The sequence below is a fragment of the Paraburkholderia domus genome (genome assembly GCF_905220705.1).
GTDB classification, from domain to species: Bacteria; Pseudomonadota; Gammaproteobacteria; order Burkholderiales; family Burkholderiaceae; genus Paraburkholderia; species Paraburkholderia domus.
In genome coordinates this window covers 586,838-613,600 of the sequence record NZ_CAJNAT010000001.1, presented here as the reverse complement: position 1 = coordinate 613,600, position 26,763 = coordinate 586,838, and the positions used below count along the sequence as shown (strand labels likewise).

Annotated in this window: 24 protein-coding genes and 1 tRNA gene; 15 read left to right on the top strand and 10 right to left on the bottom strand. The window is 62.6% G+C overall.

Translation table 11 applies throughout. The features are described 5' to 3' along the window. Positions 1–91: 91 nt before the first annotated feature. The 5 genes from KHO31_RS02635 to wrbA all read right to left on the bottom strand — a co-directional run bounded on the left by KHO31_RS02635 (position 92) and on the right by wrbA (position 4,362). Positions 92–811 carry an SOS response-associated peptidase gene (locus tag KHO31_RS02635; RefSeq protein WP_201069867.1) on the bottom strand — a complete coding sequence of 240 codons (720 nt, stop codon included), beginning with the start codon at positions 809–811 and terminating at the stop codon, positions 92–94. 188 nt (positions 812–999) lie between these two features. Further along, complete coding sequence (locus tag KHO31_RS02630; protein WP_201069864.1) at positions 1,000–1,806, bottom strand: metallophosphoesterase; 807 nt, start codon at positions 1,804–1,806, stop codon at positions 1,000–1,002. 50 nt (positions 1,807–1,856) lie between these two features. Next, positions 1,857–3,275, bottom strand: a complete 1,419-nt coding sequence (locus KHO31_RS02625) for an FAD-binding oxidoreductase (protein ID WP_201069862.1) — start codon at positions 3,273–3,275, stop codon at positions 1,857–1,859. 62 nt (positions 3,276–3,337) lie between these two features. Then, entirely contained in the window at positions 3,338–3,748 is a 411-nt protein-coding gene (locus tag KHO31_RS02620) for a DUF2069 domain-containing protein (RefSeq protein WP_211622832.1), read from the bottom strand. An 11-nt stretch (positions 3,749–3,759) separates the two neighbouring features. Next, the gene (wrbA, locus tag KHO31_RS02615; RefSeq protein WP_115780521.1) at positions 3,760–4,362 is read right to left on the bottom strand and encodes an NAD(P)H:quinone oxidoreductase; all 603 of its coding nucleotides are present in this window, start codon (positions 4,360–4,362) and stop codon (positions 3,760–3,762) included. A gap of 120 nt (positions 4,363–4,482) precedes the next feature. Here wrbA and KHO31_RS02610 point away from each other — a divergent pair, with 120 nt between their 5' ends. Beyond that, positions 4,483–5,796, top strand: coding sequence for a YihY family inner membrane protein (locus KHO31_RS02610; RefSeq protein ID WP_236060703.1), 1,314 nt, complete (start codon positions 4,483–4,485; stop codon positions 5,794–5,796). A 14-nt stretch (positions 5,797–5,810) separates the two neighbouring features. On the opposite strand, the gene KHO31_RS02605 is transcribed toward KHO31_RS02610, so the two are convergent. The 3 genes from KHO31_RS02605 to KHO31_RS02595 form a co-directional block, all read right to left on the bottom strand. Further along, positions 5,811–6,131, bottom strand: a complete 321-nt coding sequence (locus KHO31_RS02605; RefSeq protein ID WP_012433756.1) for an Mpo1-like protein — start codon at positions 6,129–6,131, stop codon at positions 5,811–5,813. 200 nt (positions 6,132–6,331) lie between these two features. Further along, positions 6,332–7,177 (bottom strand): alpha/beta fold hydrolase, encoded by an 846-nt coding sequence (locus KHO31_RS02600; RefSeq protein WP_201138603.1) that lies wholly within the window; start codon positions 7,175–7,177, stop codon positions 6,332–6,334. Next, a complete protein-coding gene (locus tag KHO31_RS02595) occupies positions 7,174–8,595 on the bottom strand; it encodes an O-acetylhomoserine aminocarboxypropyltransferase (protein ID WP_236071047.1) in 1,422 nt (473 codons plus the stop codon). The genes KHO31_RS02600 and KHO31_RS02595 overlap by 4 nt, the downstream gene beginning before the upstream one ends. 239 nt (positions 8,596–8,834) lie before the next feature. On the opposite strand from KHO31_RS02595, the gene KHO31_RS02590 reads away from it, so the two are divergent. From KHO31_RS02590 to KHO31_RS02575, 4 genes are all read left to right on the top strand, one after another. After that, positions 8,835–9,299 (top strand): CBS domain-containing protein, encoded by a 465-nt coding sequence (locus KHO31_RS02590; RefSeq protein ID WP_201069857.1) that lies wholly within the window; start codon positions 8,835–8,837, stop codon positions 9,297–9,299. Positions 9,300–9,440: 141 nt separating this feature from the next. Beyond that, positions 9,441–11,378 carry an MFS transporter gene (locus tag KHO31_RS02585; protein ID WP_201069856.1) on the top strand — a complete coding sequence of 646 codons (1,938 nt, stop codon included), beginning with the start codon at positions 9,441–9,443 and terminating at the stop codon, positions 11,376–11,378. Positions 11,379–11,596: 218 nt separating this feature from the next. Continuing rightward, the gene (gene aroC / locus KHO31_RS02580; protein ID WP_211622636.1) at positions 11,597–12,697 is read left to right on the top strand and encodes a chorismate synthase; all 1,101 of its coding nucleotides are present in this window, start codon (positions 11,597–11,599) and stop codon (positions 12,695–12,697) included. A 47-nt stretch (positions 12,698–12,744) separates the two neighbouring features. After that, the gene (locus KHO31_RS02575; protein WP_211622634.1) at positions 12,745–14,220 is read left to right on the top strand and encodes a tetratricopeptide repeat protein; all 1,476 of its coding nucleotides are present in this window, start codon (positions 12,745–12,747) and stop codon (positions 14,218–14,220) included. Positions 14,221–14,355: 135 nt separating this feature from the next. On the opposite strand, the gene KHO31_RS02570 is transcribed toward KHO31_RS02575, so the two are convergent. Then, entirely contained in the window at positions 14,356–16,029 is a 1,674-nt protein-coding gene (locus KHO31_RS02570; RefSeq protein WP_211622633.1) for an electron transfer flavoprotein-ubiquinone oxidoreductase, read from the bottom strand. A gap of 188 nt (positions 16,030–16,217) precedes the next feature. On the opposite strand from KHO31_RS02570, the gene KHO31_RS02565 reads away from it, so the two are divergent. Continuing rightward, entirely contained in the window at positions 16,218–16,994 is a 777-nt protein-coding gene (locus KHO31_RS02565; RefSeq protein WP_201069848.1) for an SDR family oxidoreductase, read from the top strand. Between the two features lie 62 nt (positions 16,995–17,056). Next, entirely contained in the window at positions 17,057–17,488 is a 432-nt protein-coding gene (locus KHO31_RS02560; protein WP_201069844.1) for an acyl-CoA thioesterase, read from the top strand. A gap of 121 nt (positions 17,489–17,609) precedes the next feature. On the opposite strand, the gene KHO31_RS02555 is transcribed toward KHO31_RS02560, so the two are convergent. Further along, positions 17,610–18,155, bottom strand: coding sequence for a LuxR C-terminal-related transcriptional regulator (locus tag KHO31_RS02555; RefSeq protein ID WP_211622632.1), 546 nt, complete (start codon positions 18,153–18,155; stop codon positions 17,610–17,612). 289 nt (positions 18,156–18,444) lie between these two features. Between KHO31_RS02555 and KHO31_RS02550 the strand changes: the two genes are divergently transcribed. From KHO31_RS02550 to infC, 8 genes are all read left to right on the top strand, one after another. Then, positions 18,445–19,149, top strand: coding sequence for a CoA transferase subunit A (locus tag KHO31_RS02550; protein WP_201069840.1), 705 nt, complete (start codon positions 18,445–18,447; stop codon positions 19,147–19,149). A 2-nt stretch (positions 19,150–19,151) separates the two neighbouring features. Then, positions 19,152–19,793 carry a CoA transferase subunit B gene (locus KHO31_RS02545; RefSeq protein WP_115780510.1) on the top strand — a complete coding sequence of 214 codons (642 nt, stop codon included), beginning with the start codon at positions 19,152–19,154 and terminating at the stop codon, positions 19,791–19,793. Between the two features lie 260 nt (positions 19,794–20,053). Next, positions 20,054–20,965, top strand: a complete 912-nt coding sequence (locus KHO31_RS02540; RefSeq protein ID WP_201069837.1) for an alpha/beta fold hydrolase — start codon at positions 20,054–20,056, stop codon at positions 20,963–20,965. A gap of 96 nt (positions 20,966–21,061) precedes the next feature. Continuing rightward, positions 21,062–21,415 (top strand): RidA family protein, encoded by a 354-nt coding sequence (locus KHO31_RS02535; protein WP_201069836.1) that lies wholly within the window; start codon positions 21,062–21,064, stop codon positions 21,413–21,415. A gap of 63 nt (positions 21,416–21,478) precedes the next feature. Continuing rightward, entirely contained in the window at positions 21,479–23,722 is a 2,244-nt protein-coding gene (locus KHO31_RS02530; RefSeq protein WP_201069835.1) for a RelA/SpoT family protein, read from the top strand. 129 nt (positions 23,723–23,851) lie between these two features. Further along, a tRNA-Val gene (locus tag KHO31_RS02525) sits at positions 23,852–23,928 on the top strand. 250 nt (positions 23,929–24,178) lie between these two features. After that, positions 24,179–26,086: a threonine--tRNA ligase gene (gene thrS, locus KHO31_RS02520; RefSeq protein WP_201069834.1), complete on the top strand. Its 1,908-nt coding sequence runs from the start codon at positions 24,179–24,181 to the stop codon at positions 26,084–26,086. 49 nt (positions 26,087–26,135) lie between these two features. Continuing rightward, entirely contained in the window at positions 26,136–26,660 is a 525-nt protein-coding gene (gene infC, locus KHO31_RS02515; RefSeq protein ID WP_211622830.1) for a translation initiation factor IF-3, read from the top strand. The last annotated feature ends 103 nt before the right edge of the window (positions 26,661–26,763 follow it).

Sequence of the window (26,763 nt, the reverse complement as noted above, 5' to 3'; positions counted from 1 at the left end):
TTTCCAGTTGCATTTCTTCGGTGTGTTTTCCGCGTTACCGCGCCGTTGCGGTCCGGCCGCCGATCAGTTTCGCTCCGCGCTGCGCACGTTTTCAGTGCAGCGCTTCGATCAGACCCGGCTCGTCGTTGAGCGTGCGGTCTACCTCAGGGCTCACACGGTGCCAGCGAAACCGCGCCGCAGGTAAGCAGGCGCCGCGCGCAAGCTGCTCGAGCTCGTCGAACTTCAGGGTCGGATCCAGCCAGCGGCGCGCCGCATCGGGCGCGAATACCAGCGGGCGGCGCCCGTGCACGTCGATCAGGCCCGCATCGGCAGTGGCCGTCACGATCACCAATCCCATGCCTTCCGTTTGCGGCTCCGTGCCGCGTACGCTCGATAAGGCCGCGAGGTACATCGGTACGTCGCTTTTCAGATGCACGAAGTAGGGTTGGCGGACGGTTGCGCTGGCTTCCTCCGTGTCATCCCTGTTTGATGTTCCGGGCGCTGCTTCCATGCGCCATTCGAACCAGCCGTCCGCCGGCACCAGTACCCGTCCGGTTTTCCACAGGTCTTTGAAGTAGCGTGTATGCGGCGCGGTTTCGGCACGTGCATTGATCGTCTGCGGCAGATGTTGCTCGCGCGCCCACTCCGGGCAATAACCCCAGTGGATCGCGTGCAGCGTCTGGTCCGGGTAAATCGCGAGCGGGTGAGTGCCCGGCGCGAGGTTGTAGCCGGGTCGGCGGTCGGCGGAGTCGAACAGCATCAGCGGATCGGCGAGGCCAAGCTGCCGTGCGTACAGATGCGGATCGCGGTACTGGCTGATTCGACCACACATGAGCGACCTCCGGAGATAACCGGCCTGGCGGGTTTGACCGATTCGAGTTATCCGGGCGATTTAACGCCGACACGTCAATGCGCCAACGACAATGCGCCCCTCACCCGCGGCAAGACCTGAACCCGACGACAACAGCAGCGTAGTGCGTGGCGCCTGGCTGCGCTACCCAGATCGGCCCCAAGTCGGCGCTATATCTCGACGACCTTATCCCATGCGAACAGCGGATTCTCCGGCTGGCGGGTGCGCCGGTCGAGATAGCCGCGTGGATTGCAGACCACGCGCGTGCCGTTCACGGTGTAATCGAACGGCGTATGCGTATGCCCGTGAATCCACAGTGCAACGGGCGAGCGCACCAGTTCCGGCAAATGATTGACGAAACCGGCCGACACGTGGTCCTCCGCGTAGCGCTCGGCCAGACTCAGCCGATGCGGCGCGTGATGGGTGACGACGATCGTCTTGCCGTCGAACGGTCTGGCCAGCTCGTTTTCGAGCCAGGCGCGCGCTTGCCGGTGCAGCGCGATGGAATCGTCAGGTGTGAAGTCGCGTGGCACGTCCTGGGTGTCGTGTGGCCAGTTCATCTGGATCAGGCCGCGGAAGTCGAGCATCGCGCGGCGCGACATGTCGATGCACTCGGCGAGCGTGTCAGGGTCCGCGCCATATAAAGTGAAGTCGGTCCACAAGGTGGTGCCGAGCACGCGCCAGCGGCCTTGCGGGTCGACCAGTGCGGCATTGTTCAGCACATGCACGTTATCGACTTGCGCGGCTGCGTCATACAGCGCGGTTTCGAGCGCACCGAATTCGCCGTCGTAGTACTCGTGATTGCCGGGCACGTAGATCACCGGCACGGCGCCGTCGAAAGTCTGCGCGGCCCAGCGCGGGCCGGCCGCGTGATTGTGAATGTCGCCGGCCAGCACGATCAGATCCGCGTGCGCATGCGGGATCAGTTCGGGCTCGTCGTTCTCCAGATGCAGATCGGACAGCACTCGAATCTTCACGGCGACAACTCCTGCAATGGGCCCCGCACCAATGGCGAAGGTTTCAAACCTTAGCGTAGCACCTTGCCCGGATTCATCAGGTTCAGTGGGTCGAGCGCGCGTTTGACGGCGCGCATCAACTGCACCTCGACGTCCTGCTTGTAATGCATCGCCTCGTCGATCTTCAACTGGCCAAGGCCGTGTTCCGCGCTGATGCTGCCGCGATGCCGGTGGACGCTGTCGTAGACGAGCTGGTTGATCGGACTTTGCCAGGTCTTGAGGAATGCCTTTGCGTCGACGCCCTCGGGTGCCTGCACGTTGTAATGCAGATTGCCGTCGCCGAGATGCCCGAACGTGACCATGCGCACGCCCGGCACGGCTTGCGCGATCGCTGCATCGGTTTCCTCGATGAAGTGGCCGATGCGCGAAATGGGTACCGAGATATCGTGCTTGATGTTCAGGCCTTCTTCAGCTTGCGCGAGCGGGATGTGTTCGCGCAGATTCCAGAACGCACGCGACTGGGTGAGATTTTCTGCGACCACGGCGTCTTCGACCAGGCCTTCTTCGAGCGCGGTTTCCATCAGGCGCTCGAACAGCCCGCGTGCATGCGCCTCGCTCTCGCTGTCAGACAGTTCCAGGAGCACGACTTGCGCATGCGGTTCGGCGAACGGATACCGCATCTGTTCGAAATGCCGGCCCACCAGCCGCAGACAGAAATCCGACATCAGTTCGAAGCCGGTCAGAAGCGGCCCGGCGACGCGTTGCGTGAGCGACAGGAAATCGAGCGCCGCGTGAGGCGACGCGAGCGCGGCGAGCGCCGTGACGCGCGCGGCCGGCTGCGGATGCAGCTTGAGCACAGCGGCGGTGATGATGCCGAGCGTACCCTCCGCGCCGATGAACAGATCGCGCAGGTCGTAGCCGGTGTTGTCCTTGCGCAGTCCGCGCAGGCCGTCCCACAGTTCGCCTTGCGGGGTGACCACTTCCAGACCGAGACACAGTTCGCGTGTGTTGCCGTAGCGCAGGACGCCAGTGCCGCCCGCGTTGGTGGCGAGATTGCCGCCGATCGTGCAGCTGCCTTCGGCGGCGAGGCTCAGGGGGAACAGGCGGCCGGCTTCCTCGGCGTGCTTCTGCACTTCGGCGAGGATGACGCCGGCCTCGACGGTGATGGTGTTGTTGTGCGGATCGATGTCGCGTATGCGGTTCAGACGCCGCAGACTGATGACTGCCTGCGCGCCGCTTGCATCCGGCGTGGCGCCGCCAGCCAGACCGGTGTTGCCGCCTTGCGGCACTAATGCAATGCGATGCTCGACGGCGAGTTTGACGAGCGCCGCGACTTCGTCAGGCGTGGCCGGACAGAGTACAGCGCAGGCCGAGCCGGTGTAGCGGCGGCGCCAGTCGGTGAAGTAAGGGGCGGTGTCGTGCGGATCGGTCAGCACCTGGGCGGCGCCGATGGTGTCGCGGCAAGCGGTGAGGAAAGCGGCTTGGGTCATGTTGGTCGGTCAGGGTGTTCGGCGGACAGGTTACGCAGGAAGTGACGCGGGAGGCGCTGTTCTCAGCTTGCACTTCCCTCGGTCTGCTCGCCTTTCTGTCTGGCGTTCTCTTTTGCAGCCCGTTTCGCCGCGCGCTTGAATGGTGCGACATACGCGAGCGTGCAAACGAAAAAAACCAGGGCGAGGGTGGCTTCGAGCCAGCCGAGGCGGGCGCTCAGGCCGCGGTCGCTCCAGCCGCGGACGATACCCTCGGCAAAATACAGCAGGATCAGCATCGACGCCCATTGCAGCGTGTAAAGCCGGTGCCGCCACACGCCGGGCAGGGCGAGCAGCAGCGGCACGGCTTTGAGCACCAGCGCCGAGCCACCCGGACGCAGCGGCGCGAGCCACCATTCCCACGCGACGGACAGCGCGATCAACGCGAGCAAGGTGGCGGCGCCGAAAGCGGCAGTGCGTTTTTGCTGCACGGGCATGGCGGTTGCGTTCACGGGCGCTCGCTCATGGACGCCGCCGTGCGGGCGACGCGTGCACCGAGGGCAATCGCAAGCGTCTTTTCGTCGGCGGAAATGCCCTGTTCGGCCGTGCCCGCACGTGCGAAATGCGATGCGCCATAGGGCGTGCCGCCAGTTTGCGTGGTGGAGAGTGCGCTCTCGGTGTACGGAATGCCCACGATCAGCATGCCGTGATGCAAAAGCGGCAGCATCATGGACAGCAGTGTGGATTCCTGGCCGCCATGCAAACTTCCGGTAGACGTGAACACACAGGCCGGTTTGCCGGACAGCGCACCCGAAAGCCACTGCGGCGTGGTGCCGTCGAGAAAATATTTCAGCGATGCGGCCATGTTGCCGAAGCGGGTGGGCGAACCGAGCGCGAGACCGGCGCATTCTTCGAGGTCGCGCAGTTCGACGTAGGGCGGCCCTTCAGCGGGAATATCCGGCTGGGTCGCTTCGCAGACGGTGGAAACCGCCGGTACCGTGCGCACGCGCGCCTGCATACCGGGGACGCTATCGACGCCGTGCGCGATGGCCAGCGCGAGCTCGCGCGTGGCGCCGTGACGGCTGTAATAAAGCACGAGAATGTCTTTCATAGGCCTCATCAGTGAACGGGTATTATAGGGGCTGGGTCCGCTGCACAGGCCATCCATAGCCATTCGGCCAGGCCTCGCGCACTGTCCTGAAACACCGATTGAAGGAGCACGGAAGTGGGTTTGTTGTCCAGGGTGCGTTTCGATCTCGACATGCTCAAACGGCTCGCGCAGTTTGCCGCGAAGCGCAGCAGCGAAGACCGCATTCCGCAGGTGGCCGGCAGTCTCACGTTCACCACCATGCTCGCGCTCGTGCCGCTCGCCACCGTCGCGTTTGCGCTATTCACGGCGTTTCCGATTTTCAGTTCGTTTCAGATGTCGCTGCAGATTTTCCTGGCCGACCATCTGATGCCCGCGCAGCTCAACAGTCAGATTTTCGATTATCTGAACCAGTTCGCGTCGAAGGCCAAGAGCCTCACGACTATCGGCATGATTTTTCTGTTCGTCACCGCCGTGATGACGATGATGACCGTGGAATCCGCTTTCAACGTGATCTGGCGGGTGCGCAAGGCGCGGCCGATCGCGCAGCGCATTCTGGTCTACTGGGCGATCATCACGCTCGGCCCGATTCTGATCGGCGTGAGCCTGTCGATTTCTTCCTATCTGTTCACGCGGTCCATGGCGTTCACGGCCGTCCAGCATATTCCGTCGGTGATCGACTGGGCGCTGACCGGCGCCGCGCTGCCATTGACGGCACTCGCCTTCACAATGCTTTATGTGTTTCTGCCGAACTGCCGGGTGGAGTGGCGCGACGCGGTGATCGGCGGGGTCGCTGCCGCGATCGCCTTCGAACTCGCCAAGCGGGGCTTTGGCTATTACGTACGCCGGATTCCGACCTACACCACGGTATACGGCGCATTTGCCGCTGTGCCGCTATTTCTGCTGTGGATGTACCTATGCTGGTTCATCGCGCTGGCCGGTGCCATGATCGCGTCGGCGTTGCCGGCGATCCGCATTGGCCAGTTTCACCGGCCGACCTTCGAGGGTAGCGATCTGTTCGATTCGCTCGAACTTCTCGCGCGGCTCTCGGAAGCACGCGACGCGGGCAAGCGCGGCTACACGGTGCAGGAGCTCTCGCGAATGCTTCGCCGGGAGATGGATACCACGATCAATCTGCTGCAAAAGCTTGAGGAGATCGAGTGGATCGCGCGCCTGGATGATGACGGCACGCGTCCGCACTTCCTGCTGCTGGCAAATCCTGCGCAGATCACGGTTAAGCGTCTGTTCGACCTGTTCGTGATCGACCGCGCGGAGCTCGAGTATCAGCTTGAACTGGCCTCCACGCGCGTGGATGGCCAGACGCTTCTCGCGGCGCTGGAAAACGACAAGCTGGAAGTGACGCTCGCCGCGCTGCTGGCAGCGCGCGCTGCCGCGCGGGCAACGCGAGCGCAGGAAAGCGAGCAGGGTGCTTCTTCAATGCCACCTCAGGCCGCCTGAAGCGGCGGCGAAACCTACAGCGAAATCTTCCCGACGCAGATGTCCTTGAACATCACCCAATCGCCCATCAGGCTATAAAGCGGATGCCGGAAGGTAGCCGGCCGGTTCTTTTCGAAGAAGAAATGCCCGACCCAGGCAAAGCCATATCCGCAGATGACGGCGGCCGGCAGCCATAGCCAGTCACCCGTGGCAAGCGCCATGGCGAGGCAGCCGATCACGCCGAGCGAACCCACGAAATGCAGCCGCCGCGATACCGTGTTGCGATGCTCGCTCAGGTAGTACGGGTAGAACTCCGCGAAACTCGCGAAGTGATCGGTGTGCGCGGTTTGAGCCATCACGGCCTCCGAATTTCGACGCTACTCGATTCCGTGCCCGTCGCTCCCAGGTTGCATCGCCGCGCGCCGACTTGCCCGGAACGCACTCGAAACAGGACAGGCTTGACCCATTGTGCGGCTATCGGGCTATGCGTGCAACCTGGCCATTCGGCCGATGGCGCGCCTGTGCCTGCGCGGTTATTGTGGCGACTCGCAAGCGACTATTGAACGCCCTGTGGAACGGCGCTTGAGGCCTTCGAGGCGAAGCTGAACAACGCGTCGAGCGTGGCGTCGGGCTGCTCGGTCATCAGGGCATGACCGGCTTCGAGCATCACGGTGTCGACCGGTACGCCGGCTTGCGAGAGCGCGTCGGCAAGCGCTTTGGCCGCCCGCGGTGGCGTCATCGCGTCGCGCCGGCCCACGATCAATCGTGTCGCGCAACGCACCTCCGCGGCGCGGGTGAGGCCATCCGCGTAGCCATTGCATGCGGTGAAGTCAGTGTGGAACAGGCGTGGCTCGCCGTTCGCCGAGACACGCTCCATCAGTCGCTGGTTCATGCCGTGCAGCCAGAAGCCTGGGCCGGGGCACGAGGGCTTGGCGGCGAGCGTCGAATGCGACCATTGATTGACCATGTCGATTGCATCGGGCTCGCGATGCAGGGCGGCGTCGAGCAAGGCGTCGGAGACGGCCATCGGCACGGCGGTGGCGAGCAGCGCCAGGTGCGTCACGCGCGCCGGATAGCGGCCGGCGAAGTCGAGTGCGATCAGCGAGCCCATGCTGTGGCCGGCGACGAATGCGCGCTGCACGCCCGCGGCGTCCAGCAGGGCGGCCAGCCAGTCGGCCATTGCTGTCACAGTGGTGAGTGCCGGGCCGGCGCTGCGGCAGTGCCCTGGCAGATCGACGGCCAGTACGCTGAAGCCGTGATGCGCGAAGTAACGCGTTTGCAATGCCCACACGCTATGGTCGTGCTCGGCGCCGTGGATGAACACTGCGGTCGGCAGGCTGGAGTCGAATGGTTTGCCGCCGGTGTACGCGTAAGCGGGCTTGCCTTGAACGGTGAGGATCATGCGGACTCCGGGCGGGATTTGGCGGCATCGGCGGATGGCTTGCCTTGGGTCGGAGCAGCGGATGCACTGGGGGCAGTGCTTTTTGCCGCGCCGGACGAACCAGACGGCCCGCTCCCAGGCGCAGTCGTCCCGCTCGCTTTCTGCGCGGCTTTCAGCGCGCGCTTGAGGTCGTCGATCAGATCGTCGGGGTCCTCAAGGCCGATCGACAGGCGGATCGTACCTTCGGCGATGCCGGCTGCGGCGAGCGCGGCGGCGTCCATGCGGAAGTGCGTCGTCGATGCAGGGTGGATGACCAGTGAGCGCGCGTCGCCGACGTTCGCGAGATGCGAGAACAGCGAAAGCGCTTCAATGAAGCTGCGTCCGGCGGCGCGATCGCCGCGCAGATTGAAGCTGAACACCGCGCCTGCGCCGCGCGGCAGCAGACGCTTCGCGAGCGCATGGTCCGGATGCGACGGCAGTTCCGGATAGGCGACGGCTTCGACGGCAGGGTGTGCGCACAGGAATTCAACCACCTTGCGCGTATTCGCGACGTGCCGTTCCATGCGCAGCGGCAGCGTCTCGATGCCTTGCAGCAGTTGCCAGGCGGCTTGGGGATGCAGGCACGCGCCGAAGTCGCGCAAGCCCTCGCGGCGCGCGCGCAGGAGGAACGGCGCGACGGTGCTTTCCTCGGCGAACACCATGCCGTGAAAGCCCTCGTACGGTTCGGTAAATTCGGGGAAGCGGCCGGACGCGTCGAAGTCGAAAGTGCCGCCGTCCACGAGTACGCCGCCGATCGTGGTGCCGTGGCCGCCGAGGAATTTGGTCGCCGAGTGATAGACGAAGTCGGCGCCATGCTCGAACGGCTTGAGCAGGTAGGGCGTGGTGAAGGTCGAATCAACTAGCAGCGGCACGCGGTGTTCGTGCGCGAGTTGCGCCACCGCGGCGATATCGAGCACGTCGAGGCCGGGATTGCCGAGCGTCTCGCCGAACAGCAGGCGCGTGTTCGGACGCAGTGCGGCACGCCACGCGTCGAGATCGCCGGGTTTGACGAAGGTCGTCTCGATGCCGAAGCGCCGCAGCGTGTAGTGCAGCAGATTATGCGAGCCCCCGTACAGCGCGCTGGACGCGACGATATGGGAGCCGGCGCCCATCAAGGTGGCGATCGCCAGATGGAGGGCGGCCTGGCCGCTGGCGGTGCCGATCGCGCCCGCGCCGTTTTCCAACGCGGCGACCCGTTCCTCGAACACGGCCACGGTCGGATTCGAGATGCGCGAATAGACGTGGCCGGCGCGTTCCATATTGAAGAGCGACGCGGCGTGGTCCGAGTCGCGGAACGAAAACGAGGTAGTCTGGTAAATCGGCGTGGCGCGCGAGCCGGTGGTTGGGTCAGGCGCTGCGCCGGCGTGCAGCGCGAGCGTATCGAAACGGTTGGCGGACATCCTGGGCGGCGAGGCCACGGACGGCCTCGCGAAAGGTGAAAGTGGCGGCCATCCTATCACCGGCATGGATCGCTTCAAGCGCGGTTTTCCCGATGCGCACGCTCCGGATCGTGCCCGGCAGGCCGTGCCAACGCCCGCTGCGCCTTGGTGGGCGGGCCGCTTTCCTTTTATGGACCTTTCCGCTAGGATCGAAAGTCATTCAGGCATTATCAGCTTAGCGGGTATCACGGAGACAGATCATGCGGGTCAGCGACATTCTTAAAGTCAAAGGCAACACTCTTTTCACGGTTACGCCAGATACAAAGCTGCACGACGCAGTCAATACAATGGCCGAGCACGATATCGGCTCGTTGGTCGTGATGGAATACGGCGACCTCGTCGGCATGCTGACGTTCCGCGAAGTTATTCTGACTTTGAGCAAGCATGACGGTAGCCTTGGTACCAATACGATCCGCAAGTTGATGGACGACCATCCGCTCACCTGCACGCCCGAAACGGACGTCAACGAGGTTCGTCGCATGATGCTCGAACATCATGTGCGCTATTTGCCGGTGCTGGAAAGCCGCACGCTGATGGGCGTGATCTCGTTCTACGACGTCGCGAAGGCGGTGGTCGAAGAGCAGGGCTTCGAAAACCGCATGCTCAAGGCTTACATCCGCGACTGGCCGGAAGAACAGCAGGAACAGCAACCGACGCCGCGCTAACTAACGCGCGGTGGCTCACCGCGGCGCTCGCGCCGTTGCCGTGAGTCTGATGATGGGGTCAAGGCGCGCGCGAAAGCGTGCGCTTTTTTTGTGCCCGGCCCGTTCCCCTTTGTTGTTCCTTTAGCCCGTTCTCCGACCTTCATGAGCGATCGTCCGTTACCTGCCGCCCGCCGTGCCGCCCGCCCTCACGAAGCGCACGAGTCCCAGTTCGGCCTGCTCGGCCAGCGCCGCTTCGCGCCGTTTTTCTGGACCCAGTTCCTCGGCGCGATGAACGACAACGTGTTCAAGATCGGCTTCACCTCGCTCGTGACGTATCAGGCGGCACGCTTTTCCGGTGTCGACCCGAAAACGGCGGCATTCCTGATCTCGGCGATTTTCATTCTGCCGTTCGTGCTGCTGTCGGCCACCTCCGGCCAGATCGCGGACAAGTACGACAAGGCGATGCTTACGCGCTTCGTCAAGAGTTTCGAAATCGTCGTGATGTTGATCGGCGGCGCGGGTTTCTGGCTGCATAGCGCGCCGCTGCTGTATGCGTGCACGTTTCTGATGGGAGTCCATTCGACCGTGTTCGGACCGGTCAAGTATTCGTACCTGCCGCAGCATCTGTCGAAGTCGGAACTGGTCGGCGGTAACGGGATGGTCGAGATGGGTACCTTCGTCGCGATCCTGATCGGCACGATCGTCGGCGGCGTGGGCGCGGGTTTCGTCGAGCATGGCGCCGTGGTGCTGGCCTGCGCATGTGTCGGGATTGCGCTGGCGGGGCGGCTCGTGTCGAACCTCGTGCCTGTCACCGCGGCGCCGCAGCCGGATCTGCGCATCAACTGGAATCCGGTCAGCGAGACGTGGCGCAACCTGAAGCTCGCGCGCGAAAACCGGACGGTGTTTCTAAGCCTGCTGGGGATTTCCTGGCTCTGGTTCGTCGGCGCAACCTTTCTGTCTTCATTTTTCAGCTTCGCGAAAAACGTGCTGTCCGCCGATCCGGACGTTGTGACCGTGCTCCTCGGCACGTTCTCGATCGGCATCGGTTTAGGCTCGCTGATGTGCGAAAAGCTCTCGAAGCGGCGTATCGAAATCGGCCTCGTGCCGCTCGGCTCGATCGGCATGAGCGTGTTCGCGATCGATCTGTTTTTCGCGAGTCATGCGTTGCCGGCCGCCGGGCATTTGCTGAGCGTCGGCGAATTCCTCGCGCGGCCTGCCCATTGGCGCGTGCTTGCCGATCTGTTTCTGCTGGCCATGTTCGGCGGCTTCTATAGCGTGCCGCTCTATGCGCTGATCCAGAGCCGCAGCCAGCCGAGCCACCGCGCGCGCATCATCGCAGCGAACAATATTCTGAATTCGCTGTTCATGATCGTCTCGGCGTTGATGGCGATGGGGCTGACCGCGGCTGGCTTCAGCATTCCGGCGATTTTCCTCGTCACCGCGCTGCTGAACATTGTCGTCGCGACGTACATCTATTCGCTCGTGCCCGAGTTTTTGCTGCGCTTCATTGCCTGGATGCTGGTACACACGTTCTACCGGATCCGTCTGGTTCACGCCGAACGGATTCCGGAAGAGGGGGCGGCCGTGCTGGTGTGCAATCACGTGAGCTTCGTCGATGCGATCGTCATCATGGCCGAGAGCCCGCGGCCGATCCGCTTCGTGATGGATCATCAGATCTTCAAGACGCCGTTCGCCGGCTGGGTGTTCCGCCATGCGAAGGCGATTCCGATCGCGCCCGCCCATCAGGATCCGGCGTTGCTGACGCGCGCTTATGAGCGCTGCGCAGAGGCGCTCGCCGAGGGCGAACTGGTCTGCATCTTCCCGGAAGGCAAGCTTACGAATACCGGTGAGATGAATCCGTTCCGCCACGGCGTGACGGAGATCATCCGCCGCACGCCGGCGCCGGTAATACCGATGGCGTTGCGCGGGCTATGGGGCAGCGTGTTTTCGCGGGCCAACGACGCGCGCTGGCCGCGGCCTGTCCAGAAGGGCGTGATGAGCCGGTTGACGCTGGCGGTGGGTGAGCCGATCGATCCGGCAGAGGCGACGCCGGAGATGCTGCAGCAGATCGTCGCCGAGTTGCGTGGGGCACGGAAGTAGTGCGGCCGGCTGACGGTTTGCCGATTGGGCTTTAGCCCAAGCTGCGGCGTCACGGAATTCGCGGTTGGATCCCCTTGTGTCAGGAATTCCTGCGCTTCCACCTGTGGCCATGCCCCCCGGAGTCTTGTCCAGAAGGCGTAGGCCGTTGCGTACTGCGGCCCTAGCCCCTTGAGGGCTGGCATAATAGTGTCTTCCTCGCATTTCTTTGGACGACGCCCATGTCCGGCAACACGCTCGGTACGCTTTTCACTGTCACGACTTTCGGCGAATCGCACGGCCCCGCTATCGGCTGCGTCATCGACGGCTGCCCGCCGGGCATGGCGCTTAGCGAAGCCGATATCCAGTTCGAACTCGACCGCCGCAAACCCGGCACGTCGCGCCACGTCACGCAGCGCCAGGAAGAAGACAAGGTCGAGATCCTGTCGGGCGTGTTCGAAGGCCAGACCACCGGCGCGCCGATCGCGCTGCTGATCCGCAATACGGACCAGCGCAGCAAGGACTACGGCAACATCGTCGACACCTTCCGTCCCGGTCACGCCGACTACACCTACTGGCAGAAATACGGCATTCGCGACTATCGCGGCGGCGGCCGCTCGTCGGCTCGTCTGACTGCGCCGACGGTGGCGGCCGGCGCGGTGGCGAAGAAATGGCTGCGCGAAAAGTTCGGTACCGAGATCCGCGGCTACATGGCGGCGCTCGGCGAGATCGACGTGCCGTTCGTCGACTGGGCGCATGTGCGCGAGAACCCGTTCTTCGTGCCGAATGCGGAGATCGTGCCCGAACTCGAAAGTTACATGGACGCGTTGCGCAAAGACGGCGACTCGATCGGCGCACGCATCAACGTCGTGGCTTCCGGCGTGCCGGTCGGGCTCGGCGAGCCGCTTTTCGATCGCCTCGATGCGGACATCGCGCACGCCATGATGGGCATCAACGCGGTGAAGGGCGTCGAGATCGGCGCGGGATTCGCCAGTGTCGCGCAGCGCGGTTCGGTGCACGGCGACGAATTGACGCCGGAAGGCTTCGTCGGCAATCACGCGGGCGGTGTGCTCGGCGGCATTTCGACCGGGCAGGATGTCACGGTGTCTATCGCGATCAAGCCGACTTCGAGCATCCGTACGCCGCGCCGCTCGATCGACAAGACGGGGCAACCTGCCATCGTCGAAACGTTCGGGCGCCATGACCCCTGCGTCGGCATCCGTGCCACGCCGATTGCCGAATCCATGCTCGCGCTGGTGCTGATTGACCACGCGCTGCGCCACCGTGCGCAATGCGGCGATGTCGCTGTAAGCACGCCGAAGATCGCGGCGAGCGCGCCGTAAGGGGCGCTCTCGGAGCGTCTTCGTACTGTGCGCGCAGCGTCGTCTCAATGACCGATCCGAACATCGAGCCGGCGGATAGCCAACTCGCGGACCTGCGTGCGCGCGCCGCCGCGCCGCATGCCGGCGCAGCCGACTGCCTCGTGTTTGGACAAGCGCTGTTACAACACGCCGGCCGCGATAAAGCCCGTCAGCGTGAGGCGCTTGCAGCGCTGGTACGCGCGTATCAGCTCGATCCCTCTTGTGAACCCACACTGCTCCACATGATTGCGCAGACGGCGTTCATCGTGCGCGACTGGGTACTTGTCGACTCCGCCACGACGCTGCTTCTCGAACCGAACAGCCAAGACGCCAACGCGCTGATCTGGCGGGCAGCCGCCGTGCAGCAGCGCAACGACTTCGACACGGCCGAGCGGCTACTGCGTGAAGCGGTGCGTGTCGTGCCCGGCAATCCGGTGGCGCTTCACAAGCTCGCGTTGTGCATCAAGGAACAGGCGCGTTTCACGGAAGCGGAAGCGTTGCTCAGGCAGGTGCTGGTGTTGTCGCCGAATAACGTGCATGCGCTGTTCGATCTGTCGGAACTCGAAATTCGCACGGGACGTTTCGCCGAAGGCTGGGCGCATTACGAGTCACGCGTCGCGTTCGCCGACGATTTGAATAGCGCGCAGCATGCGCTTGCTGCGATCAGCGCGCATTGGCAGGGCGAATCGCTGGAAGGCAAAACGCTCATCGTGTACGGCGAGCAAGGCAACGGCGATTGCCTGTGGGCGGTGCGCTTTCTGCCGCTGCTGGCCGAGCGGGCGCGCCGTGAGGGCGGCCGGGTGATTTTCGGTCACGACGGGCCGCTGCGGCATCTATTCGAACGGATGCTGCCTGCTGACCTGCCGCTCGAAACGAGCCTCGAAACGCGGCCGGATTTCCATTGCGGGTTGATGAGCTTGCCGATGCGGCTTGGCGTTTTCGATGCAACTGGATGGGGTGTGCCGTATCTGAGCGCCGAGCCCGCGCGTGTGCAGGCATGGCGCGAGCGGGTTCATGCGCACACGGCCAGCAAGCTGGGCAATCGCAACGTCGGTTTAGTGTGGAACGGGAATCCTGAGCATATCCGCGATAGGCGGCGGTCGGTGCCCGTCGAGCAACTCGAAGCGCTATTGAGCGTGCCTGGTGTGACCTGGTTTGCGTTGTCGCCTGGGCGCAGCGAGACTGTCGTGCAGTGGCGGGCCAAGGGTCTCGATGTTGTCGACTTGACTCACCATTTTCAGTCCGGATTCGACGATGTCGCTGCGTTGCTGGCGAATCTGGATCTGGTCGTCACGATTGATAGCGGGCCCGCGCATCTGGCGGGGGCGCTCGGCGTGCCGACGTGTTTGATGATCGATCACGTGTCGGCATGGTTTTGGGGCGACGAATCGCGCGCCACGGCCTGGTACGATTCGATTGAACTCGTTCGACAGCCTGAGATTGGCGCGTGGGCGCCGGTGCTGGCTAAAGTGCGAGAGCGGATTGAAATGATGCGGGGTAGTTGAGTTTTTTGCTTTGCTGTGGCGTTGGCAATACGCCTGCAGCGGATGCTTCTTTACTTATTGCTCGCTCGGAGCGATTGACTGCGTGCCGCACGCGGACCGACAAACACGCTCCGCGCACGGCAATCAAACACCGAATCACATGTTCGGGTAGTTAGGACCGCCGCCGCCTTCCGGCGTCACCCACACGATGTTCTGGGTCGGATCCTTGATGTCGCAGGTCTTGCAGTGCACGCAGTTCTGCGCGTTGATCACGAGCCGCTCGCTGCCATCGTCGTTCTTCACGAACTCATACACCGCAGCCGGGCAGTAGCGTGACTCCGGACCCGCATAGGTCTGAAGATTCACATTCACCGGCACCGAAGGGTCTTTCAGCGTCAGGTGGGCCGGCTGATTCTCTTCATGGTTGGTGTTCGAGATGAACACCGAAGAGAGCCGGTCGAACGTCAGCTTGCCATCCGGCTTCGGATAGACAATCGGCTTGCACTGCGACGCAGGTTTGAGCATCTCGTGATCGGAGTGCTGGTGATGCAGCGTCCACGGCACGTTGCCGCCCAGCAGCTTCTGCTCGATGCCGACCATCAGGGTACCGAGGTACAGGCCCTTGCTCATCCACTGCTTGAAATTGCGCGCGCGATGCAATTCCGTGTGCAGCCACGACGTTTTAAAGCTCTCCGGATAAGCCGTGAGTTCATCGCTGGTGCGTCCGGCCTGCACGGCTTCAAACGCCGCATCAGCCGCCAGCATGCCGGTCTTGATCGCCGCATGTGAGCCCTTGATGCGCGACGCGTTCAGGAAACCCGCATCGTCGCCGACCAGCGCGCCACCCGGGAACACCAGCTTCGGCAGCGACAGCAGGCCGCCCGCGGTGATCGCCCGCGCGCCGTACGACACCCGCTTGCCGCCTTCGAGCACTGCGCGGATCGCTGGATGCGTCTTGTAGCGCTGGAATTCCTCGAACGGTGACAGATACGGGTTCGTGTAGCCCAGGCCCACAACGAAGCCCACTACCACCTGGTTGTTGTCCATGTGATAGAGGAACGAGCCGCCGTACGTGTCGTTCTCCAGCGGCCAGCCGGCGGTGTGCATCACCAGACCCGGCTTGTGCTTGCCCGGATCGATTTCCCACAGTTCCTTGATGCCGATGCCGTGAACCTGCGGATCGACGCCTTCGCGCAGCTTGAATTTCTCATTCAGCTGACGGCCCAGATGCCCGCGCGCGCCTTCGCAGAACAGCGTGTACTTCGCGTGCAGTTCCATGCCGAGCTGGAAATTCTCGGTCGGCTCGCCATCCTTGCCGATGCCCAGATTGCCGGTCGCGACGCCTTTGACCGAGCCATCGTCGTTGTACAAGATTTCAGCGGCCGGGAAGCCCGGAAAAATCTCGACGCCCAGCGCTTCAGCCTGCTGACCCAGCCAGCGCGTGACATTCGCGAGGCTGATCACATAGTTGCCGTGGTTCTTGAAGTTATCCGGCAGCGCCCAGACCGGCACGCTTTTCGAGCCGGTTTCGGTCAGGAAGAGGAATTTGTCTTCGGTCACGTCGACCGTTAGCGGTGCACCTTTTTCCTTCCAGTCCGGAATCAGTTCGGTGATCGCGCGCGGATCCATGACCGCGCCCGACAGGATATGCGCCCCGATCTCCGAGCCTTTTTCCAGTACGCACACGCCAAGCTCGACGCCTTTCCCAGCCGCCAGCTGCTTCAGGCGGATCGCTGCGGACAGGCCAGCCGGGCCGCCGCCGACGATCACGACGTCGTATTCCATCGACTCGCGTGGACCGTATTGCTCAATGAGACTTGCGGGGGTCATTGATGCTCCTCTTACCGTTAGAATGCTTTTTTCGGGATCGTATTGTGGGCGATGGTCTCCGCCACTGCAACCGGATGAGCATAGATTAGCACGATCGTTCTATTTCTGTGATACGGTATGACCCGCAGCGACGGTCCTACCGCACCCGTCAACCGCGTCTGTAACAACAACCGAACAAGGGAACGACAATGGGCCGTTCGATCAATCTGGAAGGCAAGGTCGCGCTGATCACCGGCGCCTCGAGCGGGTTGGGGAAGCGCTTTGCTCAAGTATTGTCGCAGGCCGGCGCCAAGGTCGTGCTGGCGAGCCGCCGCACCGAGCGTCTGAAGGAGTTGCGCGCCGAGATTGAAGCGGCCGGCGGCGCGGCGCACGTTGTCTCGCTCGACGTCACGGATTATCAGAGCATCAAGTCGGCCGTTGCTCACGCGGAAACCGAGGCGGGCACGATCGATATTCTGGTGAACAATTCAGGCGTGTCGACCACGCAGAAGCTTTCGGAAGTCACACCGGCCGACTTCGAATACGTGTTCGACACCAACACGCGCGGCGCTTTCTTCGTCGCCCAAGAAGTCGCCAAGCGCATGATCATGCGCGGCAATACCGCACAGAAGCCGTCATACCGGATCATCAATATCGCGTCGATGGCGGGCTTGCGGGTGCTGCCGCAGATCGGCCTGTACTCGATGAGCAAGGCCGCCGTCGTCCATATGACGAAAGCCATGGCGCTGGAATGGGGCAAACACGGCATTAACGTGAACGCTATCTGCCCAGGTTATATCGATACCGAGATCAACCATCATCACTGGTCAACCGAGCAGGGGCAGAAGCTGGTGTCGCTACTGCCGCGCCATCGTGTCGGCAAGCCGGATGATCTGGACGGGCTGTTGCTGCTGCTGGCGGCCGACGAATCGCAGTTCATCAACGGCTCGGTGATTGCCGCCGACGATGGGTTCGGGCTCGCCTGAGTCATTTCTGTGCCGGCCCGTGCGCCGGTTTCAACCTGGTTTCAACCCGTTAAAGAAGTACGATGAGCGATTTTCACGCAGTTTTTGAGATGTCGATGCCGATCCGCTGGGGCGACATGGACGCATTCGGCCATGTGAACAACACGGTCTATTTCCGTTACATGGAGCAGGTGCGGATTTCCTGGTTCGAACAACTGGGGCTGGCCGGCAGCAATGCCGACGGGCAGGGGCCGGTGATCGTCAATGCGTCGATGGAGTTTCTCAAGCAACTGCACTATCCCGGCGATGTGATCGGCCGGATGTCCGTGGCCACGCCCGGGCGCAGCAGCTTTGACACGGGGTTCGAGCTCGTGCGGGCCGACGACCCGAACACCGTCTATGCCCGTGGCGCTGCGCGCTGTGTGTGGATCGACTACGCCGCCGGCAAGTCGGTACCGGTTCCGGATCGGCTGCGCGCGACCATCGAGGGCGCGGCGCTGGTCAAGGCGGCTTGATCGTCAGGCTTCTGTCACCAGCTCGTAGCCTCGCCCGCAAATGAACTTCGCGCCATCCTCACGTTCGCTGCGGGGCGCTTCAACGCTGGCTTCTCACGGAACCAGCACCCGATCCTAGCCCTCAATGCCCGAGCAAACGCTGCAATAGCTCGGTCGCATTCGCCGTATCGTATTTGCGCATCAGCCGCGCGCGGTAGACATCGACCGTGCGCGGGCTGATATCCAGCGCGCGCCCGATCTGCTTGCTGGTTTTGCCTGTCACCAGTTGCGCGGCGATTTCCCGCTCGCGCGGCGTCAATTCGACCGCCACGCGCCGCGTCGCGCTCAAATCCTCGAAAGTCCAGACACCGGCGGCATGTGGGTCGGCGCGTTGCTGCGCGCGGCCTGTGACGTGACACCAGAATAATTCCCCGTTGGCCCGCTTCATGATCCGGTCATCCGTGTAACTGCCCTGCGCGGTCATGATCGGCGGAATCCGCGCGCCGATCCGCTCGAATTCGTCCGTCGACGGATACAAAATCTGAAACGACTGGCCGAGCAGCGCCTCGCGCGTGCAGCCGAATATCGACGCCAGCTCGTCGTTGCAGTCTTCGATGGTCCGTTCGCGCGACAGCACGAGTCCGATCGGGGCGAGTTGAAACGCGGTTTGGTAGTCCAGTGCGGGCATGGGTTGGCGGCAAGTACTTATGTATTTTTGCGTATTGTGCCGCATGGCGCGCCCAGCGTACTCTTTCGGGCACATGACAACGCGGCAAAGCGTCCGCGGCAGGCATTGGCGCGAGTAGTCAGGCAACCCCGCAGGCAACCCCCCGCGGGCGGCCCCGACAGTCTGAGCGCACAGCCGGCCACGGATGACTAGAATGACATGTCGGGCTGGCGCCCGCTCAACGTCATAGCCGTAATGATCCGGCGGCCGGCGAACCGGTTTCGGGTTTCCATAAAGGAAGGGACAAACGATGAACAAGGTCTATCCGGGCGCGGCTGAAGCGCTGAAAGACATCGTCAAGGACGGGCAGACGTTCGCCGTCGGCGGCTTCGGGCTGTGTGGCATTCCGGAAGCGTTGATTGGCGCGCTGCGCGATTCGAAGGTGCAGGGCATCACCTGTATCAGCAACAATGCGGGCGTCGACGGTTTCGGCCTCGGTCTGCTGCTCGAAACGCGCCAGGTCAAGAAGATGATCTCGTCGTACGTGGGCGAGAACAAGGAGTTCGAACGTCAGTATCTGGCCGGCGAACTCGAACTGGAATTCACCCCGCAAGGCACGCTCGCTGAGAAGCTGCGCGCCGGCGGCTCGGGCATTCCGGCGTTCTTCACGAACACCGGCTACGGCACGTTGATCGCCGAGGGTAAGGAAACCCGCCAGTTCGGCGAAAACCACTACGTGCTCGAACATTCGCTGACGGCCGACGTGGCTTTGGTCAAGGCGTGGAAAGCCGACAAATCGGGCAACCTGATCTATCGCCGCACGGCGCGCAACTTCAACCCGATGTGCGCGATGGCCGGCAAGATTACCGTCGCGGAAGTCGAAGAAATCGTTGAAGTGGGCGAGCTCGATCCGGATGCGATCCATACGCCGGGCATTTTCGTGCAGCGCATTGTGCTCAATGCGCATCCGGAAAAACGCATTGAACAACGCATCGTCCGCGCGAAAGGAGACTGATCATGGCATGGACTCGTGACGAAATGGCCGCACGCGCGGCGAAGGAATTGCAGGACGGCTTCTACGTGAACCTCGGCATCGGCTTGCCGACGCTGGTGGCGAACCACGTGCCGGCGGGCGTCGAAGTATGGCTGCAGTCGGAAAACGGCCTGCTCGGCATCGGCCCGTCGCCGACCGAAGAAGAAGTGGATGCCGATCTGATCAACGCCGGCAAGCAGACGGTAACCACGTTGCCGGGTTCGTCGATTTTCTCGTCGGCGGATTCGTTCGCGATGATTCGCGGCGGCCACATCAATCTGGCGATTCTGGGCGCGATGCAGATCAGCAAGAAGGGCGATCTGGCCAACTGGATGATCCCGGGCAAGATGATCAAGGGTATGGGCGGCGCGATGGATCTGGTCGCGGGCGTCAAGCGCGTGGTCGTGCTGATGGAGCACGTCGCGAAGGGCGACCAGCACAAGATCCTCGAAGAATGCACGTTGCCGCTGACCGGCGTGGGCGTGGTCGATCAGATCATCACCGATCTCGGCGTGATTGAAGTGACGGAAGACGGTCTGAAGGTGACTGAACTGGCGCCGGGCGTCAGCGTCGAGGAAATCAAGGCGAAGACAGGCGCACCGCTGGATGTCAGCGCGGTGAACTGAATGGCCTTGTGAGCCTGCCGCGGTTTTGGTCGCTATGACCGGCACGTGGCGGCGAGGCAGCATCCGGAGCGGGCGAGGCGTGAGTCTCGCCCGCTTTATTTTGTGCCTGGTGTTCGCGCCACCTAAGTCTTAGGCCGTCCTATGACGTTTGGCTGATCCTTGCCGCGCGGCAAAGCGGTTTACAATCTTTTGAAGATTGGACGCTTATTGATCCCTGACGTGCTCAGGCCGAATCCGCAGCGTTTTTGCAAGGAACCCAGATGACCGAAACGTCCGCTTCCACGATCGGGCGGCCCGTGCCGCGCCAACGTTATGTGCAATGCGCGAGCGCCGGAGGCTTGCACCGTATCGCGTACACCGAGTGGGGCGACCCGGCCAACCCGCGCGTGCTGCTGTGCGTGCACGGCTTGACACGCTCGGGGCGCGATTTCGACCGCCTCGCGGCGGAATTCGCCGGCACTTACCGCGTGGTGTGTCCCGATGTGGCGGGGCGGGGCTTGTCTTCGTGGCTCGCGAACCCCAACTTCTACAGCGTGCCGCAGTACGTCGCCGACATGGTTACGCTGATCGCGCGCCTGAACGTCGAAACGGTCGACTGGTTTGGCACCTCGATGGGTGGTCTGATCGGACTCGCGCTGGCAGGCCTGCCGGAAACGCCGATCCGCAAAATGCTGTTGAACGACGTCGGTCCGCATCTGGAGCCGGTGGCCGTGCAGCGCATCGGCGATTACCTCGGTAAGCCCGTGCGTTTCGAAACGCTGCAGCAGGGCATCGATTACGCCGCGTTGCTGGCGCAATCCTTTGGCCCGCTCACGCCGGACGAATGGCGTGAGATCAATACGCCGCTTTTGCATGAGCAGGATGGCGCATGGCTATTGCGCTACGACCCCCGGATTGCGCAGCCATTTGCCGCGACCACCGAAGAGGCGACCAAACTCGGCGAGGCCGCGCTTTGGCATTCACTGGCTGCATTTCAGGGGCCTGTGCTGGTGGTGCGCGGTGAGCAATCGGATCTGCTCTCGCGTGAGACCGTCGCGAAGATGGTCGAGGCCGGCCGTGCCGTATCGAGCGCGGAGATCGCGGGCGTCGGGCATGCGCCGGCGTTTCTGTCGGCCGATCAGATCGACCTCGCGAGGCAGTTCTTTATCGGGCCGGCCGCTGACGCGTCATAATATCGAGTTCCGCGTGGCGTCCTTTAGTGGGTGCAATGCGTGGGTGCAATGCGGAACGCATCTCCGATCAACTTTCAACCAACCTCAGGATTCTTCATGGCAGTCATTCGTCACCACGTCGGCAAGCGCCTCTCGGAAATCGCCGTGCACAACGGCACCGTGTACCTCGCGGGTCAGATCGCCGAAGACGATGATCAGGACATCACGGGTCAGACGCGCGAAGTGCTCGGCCACATCGACCGTCTGCTGGCTGAAGTGAACAGCGACAAGTCGCACTTGCTGTCTGTGCAGATCTACATCTCGGACATGGTGCATTTCGCCGGCATGAACGCAGTGTGGGACGAGTGGGTCGCACAAGGCGACACGCCGCCGCGCGCTACCGTGGAAGCGAAGCTCGCGAATCCGAAGTGCCTCGTCGAAATCGTCGTGGTCGCGGCGCAGCGCGATTGAGCCTGGCCTCGCAATTGTTGTTGAAATTCCGTTGATCCGTCTGGCCCGGTGGGCCGTCGCACCATGACTACCGAAATCGTTACGAGCACCCCGACACCCATCCCTTCCTTCGACGAAGCGATGGCGTTCGTGCGCGAACATGCGGGCGAGGTGCGGCTCTCTTCAGGAGAGTTGCTGGCGGATCATGCCGCGGGTACGGCGTCGATCATGCGCAAGCTCAACGTCGATCCGCCGGCTGTGCTGGCGGCGGCCTTGTTCGCGCTGACGCCGCATCTGCAAGACCCGGAGCGCGTGATTGCCGACAACTTCGGTGAAGAAGTCGCACAACTGGTCGGCGACGTGCGCAAGTTGCTGCGCCTGGGGACGGTGAGCTTGCGCGCCGCGCAGAATGCGATGCCCGAAGCTGGGCGCGATGCGCAGACCGCACGCCGCGCCCAGGTCGAGGCCTTGCGCAAGATGCTGCTTGCGTTCGCGCAAGACATTCGCGTCGTGCTGATACGGCTCGCATCGCGCTTGCAATCGCTGCGTTATTACGCGGCAGCGAAAGTCACGCCGTCGCCCGACGTCGCGCGTGAGACGCTCGATATTTACGCGCCGCTCGCCAACCGTCTGGGCATCTGGCAACTGAAATGGGAGCTCGAGGATCTTGCGCTCCGTTTCGAAGAGCCGGTCACGTACAAGCGAATTGCCAAACTGCTCGACGAGAAGCGCGTTGAGCGCGAAAGTTATGTTGCGCAGGCGATCGAGCGGCTGCAGCAGGAGTTGGCTGCGGCCAATGTAGTGGCCGAAGTCAGCGGCCGGCCCAAACATATCTACAGCATCTGGCGCAAGATGCGCGGCAAGGAGCTGGACTTCGCCGAACTGTACGACGTGCGCGCGTTTCGCGTGATCGTGCAGGACATCAAGGATTGCTACACCGTGCTCGGCATTGTGCACAACCTGTGGCAGCCGGTGCCGAAAGAGTTCGACGACTACATCTCGCGACCCAAGCCGAACGGCTACAAATCGCTGCACACGGTCGTGATCGGCGACGACGGCCGCGCGTTCGAAGTGCAGATTCGCACGCAGGAAATGCATCAGTTCGCCGAGTACGGCGTGGCGGCGCACTGGCGCTACAAGGAGGCGGGCACGCGTGGTTACGGCGGCCAGTTCAGCGCCAATGAGAAGTACGACGAGAAGATCGCGTGGTTGCGTCAACTGCTCGCGTGGAAAGACGAAGTCTCCGAAGGTGAGCACGGCGAGAAGCGCGCCGCGCAGCCGTGGGAGCAACTGCGGCAGGCTACGCTCGACGACGACCACATCTACGTTCTCACGCCGCAAGCGCGGGTGATTCCGCTGCCGCACGGCGCGACCCCGGTGGACTTCGCGTATCACCTGCATAGCGAACTGGGGCATCGCTGCCGCGGCGCGCGTGTCGATGGCGCGATGGTGCCGCTCAACACGCCGTTGCAGAACGGCCAGACGGTTGAGATCGTCGCGGTGAAGGAGGGCGGCCCGTCGCGTGACTGGCTCAACCCGCAACTCGGGTATCTGCAGAGCCATCGGGCGCGGCAAAAAGTGCGCGCGTGGTTCAACGCGGTTGAAGTGCAGGAACACATCGTGAGCGGCCGTGCGATGGTCGAAAAGACCCTGCAGCGCGAGGGCAAGACGTCGGTCAATCTCGACCAACTCGCCGCCAAGCTCGGCTTCAAGACCACCGACGATCTGTTCTCGGTGGTAGGCAAGGAGGAATTCAGCCTGCGGCTCGTCGAGCAGGCGCTGCACGATGCACCGCCGCCCGAGCCTGTAGTCGAGGCGCCGGAGCAGTTCGAGAAGCGCAGCAGCGGTGCAAGCGTCGCCCGCGGGGCTTCTACGGGTGTGCTGGTCGTGGGCGTCGATGCCTTGCTCACGCAACTCGCACGCTGTTGCCGTCCTGCTCCGCCTGACGACATCAGCGGCTTCGTCACGCGTGGCAAGGGCATGTCGATCCACCGCAGCGATTGCCCGACCTTCTTGCGCATGGCCGACCGCGCGCCGGAGCGTGTGTTGCAGACCGCATGGTCGGCAGATGTCATGAGCGGCCGCGGACAATCGGTTTATCCTGTCGACCTCAGCATTGAGGCAACGGATCGGCAAGGCTTGCTGCGCGATATCTCCGAAGTTTTCGCGCGCGAGAAAATGAATGTGATCGGGGTGAAAACGCAATCGCGCCGTAACGCCGCGTTCATGCAATTCACCGTCGAGGTATCGAGCGCTGCGCAAATTCAGCGCGCGTGCACCTTGCTCGGTGAAGTAATCGGCGTGGTGCGCGCTTCACGCAAGAGTTGATGCGCGGAAGATGCGGCGGGTGCCGGCAGGCATCGGTTCGATGCGCCCGCGCGTGTGAGCAGAAATTTAAAGTCGGTGCATAAAAGTACTTGCCAAGCGGTGTGGCGCTCCATATAATCTCGTTTCTTCAGGCTCGTAGCTCAGCTGGTTAGAGCACCACCTTGACATGGTGGGGGTCGTTGGTTCGAGTCCAATCGAGCCTACCAACGAAAGAGAAATTCCGGTTTTTCCGGGGTTTCGCAAACTGCAGTAAGCGCTTCGGCGCAAAAGGCAAATACGGTTATGGCACCGCGAACGTTGACCGAAACTACTTCGGAGCGACGCTAGTCGAGGACCACTTTCGCCACTGTAGTTAGCAGGAAATGTGAATGCGGCCCCTCGAAAGCGGGGCCGCATTTTTTTTGGCTTATTTGATGGTTGTATGTGCCGCCGCCGGTCGGCACCACGGAGAACGCAATGGTTTCGATACGTCTGCCTGACGGTTCTGTTCGACAGTACGAGCATCCGGTGACCGTCGCCGAAGTGGCCGCCTCGATCGGCCCCGGCCTCGCGAAAGCCGCGCTCGGCGGCAAGATCGACGGTGAGCTCGTCGATACGTCCACGCTGATCGATCACGACGTGGCGCTTGCCATCGTCACCGAGAAAGACGCCGACGGCCTCGACATCATTCGGCACTCCGCGGCGCACTTGCTCGCGTACGCAGTGAAAGATCTGTATCCGGAAGCGCAAGTCACCATCGGTCCGGTGATTGACAACGGCTTCTACTACGACTTCGCCTACAACCGTCCCTTCACGCCCGAAGATCTCGAAAAGATCGAAAAGCGCATGCAGGAGCTTGCGAAGAAAGACGAGCCGGTCTCGCGCCGCGTGGTGTCGCGCGACGAAGCCGTGGACTACTTCAAAAGCATCGGCGAAAAGTACAAGGCCGAGATCATCGAATCGATTCCCGCCACGGACGAAATCAAGCTCTACTCGCACGGCGGCTTCACTGATCTGTGCCGCGGCCCGCACGTGCCGTCCACCGGCAAGCTGAAGGTCTTCAAGCTGATGAAGCTCGCCGGCGCCTATTGGCGCGGCGATTCGAAGAACGAACAGTTGCAGCGCATCTACGGTACGGCCTGGACGAAGAAGGAAGACCAGGAAGCGTATCTGCACATGCTCGAAGAGGCGGAAAAGCGTGATCACCGCAAGCTCGGCAAGCAACTCGATCTGTTCCATATGCAAGACGAGTCGCCGGGCATGGTGTTCTGGCATCCGCGTGGCTGGACGCTGTGGCAGCAAGTCGAGCAGTACATGCGCCGCCGCGTCAACGACGCCGGCTACCTCGAGATCAAGACGCCGATGATCATGGACCGCTCGCTCTGGGAAGCGTCGGGCCACTGGCAGAACTATCGTGAAAACATGTTCACGACGGAATCGGAAAAGCGCGACTACGCGATCAAGCCGATGAACTGCCCGGGCCACGTGCAGGTGTTCAACCACGGTCTGCGCTCGTATCGCGATCTGCCGCTGCGTTACGCGGAGTTCGGCTCGTGCCACCGCAACGAATCGTCGGGCGCGCTGCATGGGTTGATGCGCGTGCGTGGCTTCGTGCAGGACGACGCACACATTTTCTGTACCGAAGACCAGTTCATCAGCGAATCGATCGCGTTCAACACGCTGGCGATGAGCGTCTATAAAGACTTCGGCTTCGACAATGTCGAGATCAAGCTGTCGTTGCGCCCGGATGCGCGCGCCGGCACGGATGAGACATGGGATCGTGCGGAGCAGGGCCTGCGCGAGGCGCTGACGGCTTGCGGCGTGACGTGGGAAGAGTTGCCGGGCGAGGGCGCGTTCTACGGTCCGAAGGTCGAGTACCACATCAAGGACGCGCTCGGCCGCTCGTGGCAGTGCGGCACGTTGCAGCTCGATATGGTGCTGCCGGAGCGCCTCGGCGCCGAATACGTGGCGGAAGACAATAGCCGCCGCCGCCCGATCATGCTGCACCGGGCAATCGTCGGATCAATGGAACGGTTTCTCGGTATTCTGATCGAGCACCATGCTGGTGCAATGCCGTCGTGGCTCGCGCCCATGCAGGTTGTGGTGATGAATATCGCGGAAAGTCAGACCGAATATGCGCAGTCCCTAGCCCAATCGTTGCAAAAACAAGGGGTTAGAGTAGAGGCCGATTTGCGCAACGAGAAGATTAGCTATAAAATACGGGAGCACACGCTGGAAAAGGTGCCGTACCTGCTTGTGGTCGGCGACAAAGAGCGTGAAGCCCAAACGGTAGCCGTGCGTGCCCGTGGTGGTGTCGATCTGGGCGTGATGCCTCTCGATACCTTCATTGAGCGTCTGCGCCAGGACGTGCAGTCGTTCAAGTGAGCCACTTGGCAGCCCGGCTCGTTTTTTTAATTTTTAGAGGAAACGTAACATCGCTACTGATAAGTCTGCGCACCGCATCAACGGTGAAATTACAGCACCCGAGGTGCGTCTGGTCGGCGTCGAGAACGAACCGCTCGGCATCGTGAAACTCGCTGATGCGTTCCGCATGTCGGAACAGCAGGATGTGGATCTGGTTGAGATCGCTCCGCAAGCGGTTCCGCCGGTCTGCCGTTTGATGGACTACGGCAAGTTCAAGTACTCGGAAGCGAAGAAGCAACACGAGGCCAAGCTGAAGCAGAAGATTGTCCAGGTTAAGGAAGTCAAATTCCGCCCGGGCACCGATGACGGCGATTACAACGTCAAACTGCGCAACCTCATCCGCTTCCTCGACGACGGCGACAAGACGAAAATCACGTTGCGTTTCCGTGGCCGCGAAATGGCTCACCAGGAAATCGGTATGCGCATGCTCGAGCGCCTGCGCACGGACCTCGACGAAGTCGGTCAGGTCGAGCAGATGCCGAAAATGGAAGGGCGCCAGATGATCATGGTGCTCGCTCCGAAGAAAAGGAAGTAAGCGGCTGGAGCAGCGGCGCACCGTGTGGTGTGCGCTCCGGTTGTCAAAGATTGAACGATGCTGTGCCGGGTGTCCGGTGCGGTATCGGCAGGTTTCGGAACGG

Bases quoted from the DNA above. Each gene is read 5' to 3' on its own strand.
- KHO31_RS02635 (WP_201069867.1), bottom strand. From the start codon at position 811: ATGTGTGGTCGAATCAGCCAGTACCGCGATCCGCATCTGTACGCACGG.
- KHO31_RS02625 (WP_201069862.1), bottom strand. From the start codon at position 3,275: ATGACCCAAGCCGCTTTCCTCACCGCTTGCCGCGACACCATCGGCGCC.
- KHO31_RS02620 (WP_211622832.1), bottom strand. From the start codon at position 3,748: ATGCCCGTGCAGCAAAAACGCACTGCCGCTTTCGGCGCCGCCACCTTG.
- wrbA (WP_115780521.1), bottom strand. From the start codon at position 4,362: ATGAAAGACATTCTCGTGCTTTATTACAGCCGTCACGGCGCCACGCGC.
- KHO31_RS02605 (WP_012433756.1), bottom strand. From the start codon at position 6,131: ATGGCTCAAACCGCGCACACCGATCACTTCGCGAGTTTCGCGGAGTTC.
- KHO31_RS02600 (WP_201138603.1), bottom strand. From the start codon at position 7,177: ATGATCCTCACCGTTCAAGGCAAGCCCGCTTACGCGTACACCGGCGGC.
- KHO31_RS02595 (WP_236071047.1), bottom strand. From the start codon at position 8,595: ATGTCCGCCAACCGTTTCGATACGCTCGCGCTGCACGCCGGCGCAGCG.
- KHO31_RS02590 (WP_201069857.1), top strand. From the start codon at position 8,835: ATGCGGGTCAGCGACATTCTTAAAGTCAAAGGCAACACTCTTTTCACG.
- KHO31_RS02585 (WP_201069856.1), top strand. From the start codon at position 9,441: ATGAGCGATCGTCCGTTACCTGCCGCCCGCCGTGCCGCCCGCCCTCAC.
- aroC (WP_211622636.1), top strand. From the start codon at position 11,597: ATGTCCGGCAACACGCTCGGTACGCTTTTCACTGTCACGACTTTCGGC.
- KHO31_RS02575 (WP_211622634.1), top strand. From the start codon at position 12,745: ATGACCGATCCGAACATCGAGCCGGCGGATAGCCAACTCGCGGACCTG.
- KHO31_RS02570 (WP_211622633.1), bottom strand. From the start codon at position 16,029: ATGACCCCCGCAAGTCTCATTGAGCAATACGGTCCACGCGAGTCGATG.
- KHO31_RS02565 (WP_201069848.1), top strand. From the start codon at position 16,218: ATGGGCCGTTCGATCAATCTGGAAGGCAAGGTCGCGCTGATCACCGGC.
- KHO31_RS02560 (WP_201069844.1), top strand. From the start codon at position 17,057: ATGAGCGATTTTCACGCAGTTTTTGAGATGTCGATGCCGATCCGCTGG.
- KHO31_RS02555 (WP_211622632.1), bottom strand. From the start codon at position 18,155: ATGCCCGCACTGGACTACCAAACCGCGTTTCAACTCGCCCCGATCGGA.
- KHO31_RS02550 (WP_201069840.1), top strand. From the start codon at position 18,445: ATGAACAAGGTCTATCCGGGCGCGGCTGAAGCGCTGAAAGACATCGTC.
- KHO31_RS02545 (WP_115780510.1), top strand. From the start codon at position 19,152: ATGGCATGGACTCGTGACGAAATGGCCGCACGCGCGGCGAAGGAATTG.
- KHO31_RS02540 (WP_201069837.1), top strand. From the start codon at position 20,054: ATGACCGAAACGTCCGCTTCCACGATCGGGCGGCCCGTGCCGCGCCAA.
- KHO31_RS02535 (WP_201069836.1), top strand. From the start codon at position 21,062: ATGGCAGTCATTCGTCACCACGTCGGCAAGCGCCTCTCGGAAATCGCC.
- KHO31_RS02530 (WP_201069835.1), top strand. From the start codon at position 21,479: ATGACTACCGAAATCGTTACGAGCACCCCGACACCCATCCCTTCCTTC.
- thrS (WP_201069834.1), top strand. From the start codon at position 24,179: ATGGTTTCGATACGTCTGCCTGACGGTTCTGTTCGACAGTACGAGCAT.